The 3989-nt window shown below is 67.7% G+C and carries 5 protein-coding genes and 1 pseudogene; 3 read left to right on the plus strand and 3 right to left on the minus strand.

Translation table 11 applies throughout. The annotated features are described in order from the left end of the window. Window positions 1-246, minus strand: a pseudogene (locus tag JWQ05_RS15195) (ABC transporter permease); the annotation flags it as partial. Between the two features lie 71 nt (window positions 247-317). Further along, window positions 318-1424 (minus strand): BMP family ABC transporter substrate-binding protein, encoded by a 1107-nt coding sequence (locus tag JWQ05_RS15200; RefSeq protein ID WP_299659886.1) that lies wholly within the window; start codon window positions 1422-1424, stop codon window positions 318-320. 247 nt (window positions 1425-1671) lie between these two features. On the opposite strand from JWQ05_RS15200, the gene JWQ05_RS15205 reads away from it, so the two are divergent. The 3 genes from JWQ05_RS15205 (at window position 1672) to JWQ05_RS15215 (ending at window position 3354) form a co-directional block, all read left to right on the plus strand. Further along, complete coding sequence (locus JWQ05_RS15205; protein ID WP_299659888.1) at window positions 1672-2139, plus strand: hypothetical protein; 468 nt, start codon at window positions 1672-1674, stop codon at window positions 2137-2139. 121 nt (window positions 2140-2260) lie between these two features. After that, the gene (locus tag JWQ05_RS15210) at window positions 2261-2815 is read left to right on the plus strand and encodes a hypothetical protein (RefSeq protein ID WP_299659891.1); all 555 of its coding nucleotides are present in this window, start codon (window positions 2261-2263) and stop codon (window positions 2813-2815) included. 71 nt (window positions 2816-2886) lie between these two features. Further along, window positions 2887-3354: a hypothetical protein gene (locus tag JWQ05_RS15215; RefSeq protein WP_299659893.1), complete on the plus strand. Its 468-nt coding sequence runs from the start codon at window positions 2887-2889 to the stop codon at window positions 3352-3354. Between the two features lie 54 nt (window positions 3355-3408). On the opposite strand, the gene JWQ05_RS15220 is transcribed toward JWQ05_RS15215, so the two are convergent. After that, window positions 3409-3588 (minus strand): hypothetical protein, encoded by a 180-nt coding sequence (locus JWQ05_RS15220; RefSeq protein ID WP_299659895.1) that lies wholly within the window; start codon window positions 3586-3588, stop codon window positions 3409-3411. Window positions 3589-3989 lie beyond the last annotated feature (401 nt).

The following is a 3989-nucleotide window of genomic DNA, read 5'->3' on the forward strand; positions in this document are numbered from 1 at the left end:
CGCCGCAAAGAGCAGGGGCGCGGCCCGCTGGAGGCTGTTCTGCAGGGCGAAGGCCGAGCCGAAGCCGCCCCGGTAGACGAGGTCGAGGAAGGCGGCCGGCGATTTGCCCAGGCTCAGGAGGAAGAGGCTGAACAGGCCGAGCCCGAGGGCCAGCGCCCCGAGGGGGATCGCCAGCGCCTCCGCGCGCCGCGCCACCCAGGCGCGGACCCGCAGGCCCGCCGGGGCGCCGGGCGTCGCCACGGCCATCGGAGACGGAGCGGTCTCGGCAACCACGCAGGGGTCCTCCTCGGTCGCGATGGTCTCGGGGCGGGCGCGGCTCAGGCCGAGCCCTTCACGCCCTCGACGAGGTAGCTCGTGCTCTCGAGTTCGGGGGCGTTCTCGGCGAACCCCTTGCCGGCGGCGGCGATCTCGTTGCCCTTGTTGTCCTTGAGCGGGCCCTTGATGATGGAAAATCCGCCCTTCATCATCTCGGCCTTGACGGCATCGGCGTTCCGGCGCCCCGCCTCGGAAACGGCTGGGCCGTAGGCGCTCATCTTCACGAAACCGTCGGCGAGACCGCCGCGCAGGAAGTTCGGCGGAGCCTTGCCGGCCTGCATCCCGGTGACGAACCCCTTGTAGATCGGGCCCCAATCCCATTCGGCGCCGGTGAGGTAGCGGTCCTTGGCCAGGGCCGACTGGTCGGCGTGATAGCCGCAGACGAAGGCGCCGCGCCGGCTGGCGGTCTCCACCGTCACCTTGGGGCTGTCGACATGGCAGGTGATGACGTCGGCGCCGCCGTCGATGAGCGCGTTGGTGGCCTCGGCCTCCTTGACGGCCAGCGACCACTCGCCGGTGAAGATGACCTGGCAGGTGATCGACGGGTCCACGCTGCGGGCGCCCATCAGGAAGCCGTTGATGTTGTTGAGCACCTGCGGGATCGGCTTGGCCGCCACGAAGCCGAGCTTCTTCGACTTGGTGGCGTGCGCCGCCACGATGCCGTTGAGGTACTGCCCCTGCGCGATGTAGCCGAAATACGAACCGGCATTCTTCGGGTTCGCCTCGGTCCAGAGGCCGCCGCAATGGCGGAACTGGACCTTCGGGTTCTTCTTCGCCTCGATGAGGACGTGGGGATCGAAGTAGCCGAAGGAGGTGGGCAGGATCAGGCCCGCCCCGTCCATGTTGATCATGCTCTCCATGGTCTTCTGGACGTCGGCGGTCTCGCGGACGTTCTCCTCCTCCACGACCTCGACGCCGGAGAGGCCCTTCAGCGCGGCGGCGCCCTTGGCGTGGGCCTGGTTGTAACCGTAATCGTCCTTGGGCCCGACATAGATGACGCCGACGGTCATCGTTCCGGCCGCGCGCGCGCGGCCCGGCGCCAGGGCCCCGAGCCCGAGGGCGGCCGTGCCGCCGAGGAGGGTTCTGCGCGAGATCGGATGGTGAGCCACGGTGCCTCGTTCTGTCGTTCGGCGGAGCGATGGCGCCGGCATTGCAAGGTCCAGGCCGCCGGGCCTCGCGCCCGCGCATCACGCGCGGTCCGTCACGCGAAAGGTGCCGCGCCCGAGCATGCGGTCCGTCGGCGCCGAACCGATCCGCGCGCCCGCATGTTGGCGAGACGGCTCAGCAGTGCCCGATGTGGGAGGGCTTGCCGATGTCGAGGAGCCTGGCCGGATGTGGGAGGGCGTACCTTTGCCGATGTCGACGGTGTTCCTGGATTGCGACGGCGTGCTCGCGGATTTCGATGCGGGTGCGGAGCGGGCCTTCGGGATGCCGCCGAAGGCGTTCGAGCGGCGCTTCGGCCTGAAGCGGTTCTGGGACAGGCTCGCGGCGCAGGACGACTTTTTCGGTGAGCTTCCGCTGCTGCCTGATGCCATGGCGCTGTACGAGGCCGTTCGCCACCTGACGCCGATCATCCTGACCGGGCTGCCGCGCGGGGCCTGGGCCGAGCCGCAGAAGCGCCGGTGGGCGGCGCGGCACTTTCCGGATGTCGAGGTGATCACCACCAGCGCGGCCCTGAAGCGGGAGCATTGCCGCCCGGGCGACGTGCTGGTCGATGATCGAGAGAAGTACCGGTCCCTTTGGGAACAGGCCGGCGGACGCTTCATCCATCATCGCGACGCGGCGTCGTCGATACAGCAGTTGCGCACACACGGCTTCTTGTGAAGGCAAAACTAAACATGCCCCACGATCGTTCTGGACACTGACGGAACGTTCTCCATATGATATTGTCTGGTGTCAGCGCATTTCGTCTCGCTGAACCGACGTCTTTAGGATTTTTACGCCGATGAAGCGCCGCAGCGCGCGACCGTTTACGGTCGAGATCAAGCACACCCGTACCTCTCGCGTCTCTCTCTCCGAATCCCCCGCACGCTCGCCGACCAGCCAGACGCTCTGGCACGACGTGCCTCTGGTCCTGTCCGAGGCGCCCCTGGCCAAAGCGAGCGCGCCCGTCATCCGCGCAGAGCCGACAATGCCGGAGGCACCCGCCCGGCGCATCCTGCCGAGCCTCGTTCCCATGTTCGCGCCCCAGAGCGAGCCCGAGGTGCAGGAGGCGCCCGCGGAGGAGCGCCTCGCGCGCGTGCGTCGCCCCAAGCCCTCCCCGGTGCGCAGGCCGAAAGCCGCCGATGTCGAGATTTCGGTCGAGGCCGACACGGTCCAGGCGGCCAACACTGCAAGTAAGATCGCAATTAAGACCGCAAGTACGGCCGGCGCATCACCAGCCGGCCCCGTCGTCGAAGCCTTGTCGCCGGTGCCGCGCACGACACGACTTTCCCGGAAACTGACGGCCCTGGCGCCCGGGCAGCGCTGGAAGCGGCGCCTGCCGCGCGTCCTCTGGTGAGGTGATCCGCCCGGTCGGCCTCCAGGGGTGATCGACATTTCCTCGAACGGGCCCGCACCCAGGGCGCGGACATGAGCCGGCGCCCCCTGGATCGCCAGCGGTTCGCGAAATGCCGGGCGCTGATGGATCGCGGCGCCACATCGGGCGAGCGGGCGGCCGGGGAAGCCGCGGCAGCCCGGGTCGCCGCCGCTGCCGGCCTGAGCCTAACTGACGCCATCGGCCTCGTGGATGCGCAGCGGCATCGATCCGATCCCGGTGCGGCAGTTGAAGCCGATCGTACCGGGCGAACCCCGGCGCGCCCGACCTATGCCTGGGCGCAGCCGAAGCAGAAGGCGGAGCCGGTCACCGTCGAAGAATTGCTGAGGCAGAAAGAGGCGGACATCGCCCGGAAGAAGAAGGCCGCTGCGCGCGACGCGAAGCGGGCGCCGAAGGATGACGGCGACCTCACGGACTGGGTTTCCGAAGCCCGCGAGGCTCAGGCTCGGCGGGATCGCGAATGGGCGGACCAGCGCAAGCGCCGTGAGGCGGCGCCACGATGACGGGCGCCGAACGCGCGCAGGCTCTTGTTCGAAGCGGATGGCCCAACCTCGAACTCAGAAGGGCCGGGCGGCGACCATCCGAGTGGCGATGCGGGATGTGAACAGCAGCCCGACCGCGACCATGACCACCGATGCGGGCGTGGACAGGTCCATGGCTCCCGAAAGTGGAAGGACGACAATCGCCATGCCCGCCATCATGAGACAGAGGCGCTGTAGTTGAATGGCGGTGGTCACGTCCGTCTCCCGGCGATCATCCAATGTACGCCGACTATTGCCGCACATGCCTTAGGAAGCGTGAGTCATTCCGTTTCGCAGCGTGAAGATTTGCTTGCGCGCGTTCGTGGCGTGGAGGAGCGCCGCCATGACTGATGCCACTTCCCAGAGTCTTCGGATAGACTTCGAGGACGGCGCGCCTGAAGGCCACTTCTTTGAGGACCGTGCCCTGCACGACGTGCGGCAAGGAGCGAGAATCGAAAATGGGGCACCTTGCGGCGCCCCAGCGAATTTCAGGACGCTTTGAGTTCAATCAGCTTTCGGCCGATGTTGTACAATCGCTTGTCGTCTTCCTGCGCGCAGCGCGTCAGATTCGCGATCTTGTGGTTGTCTCTCTGGCCCATTTTGTATGCCTCGATGAC

The sequence above is a fragment of the Methylobacterium sp. genome (assembly GCF_028290105.1).
GTDB lineage: Bacteria > Pseudomonadota > Alphaproteobacteria > Rhizobiales > Beijerinckiaceae > Methylobacterium.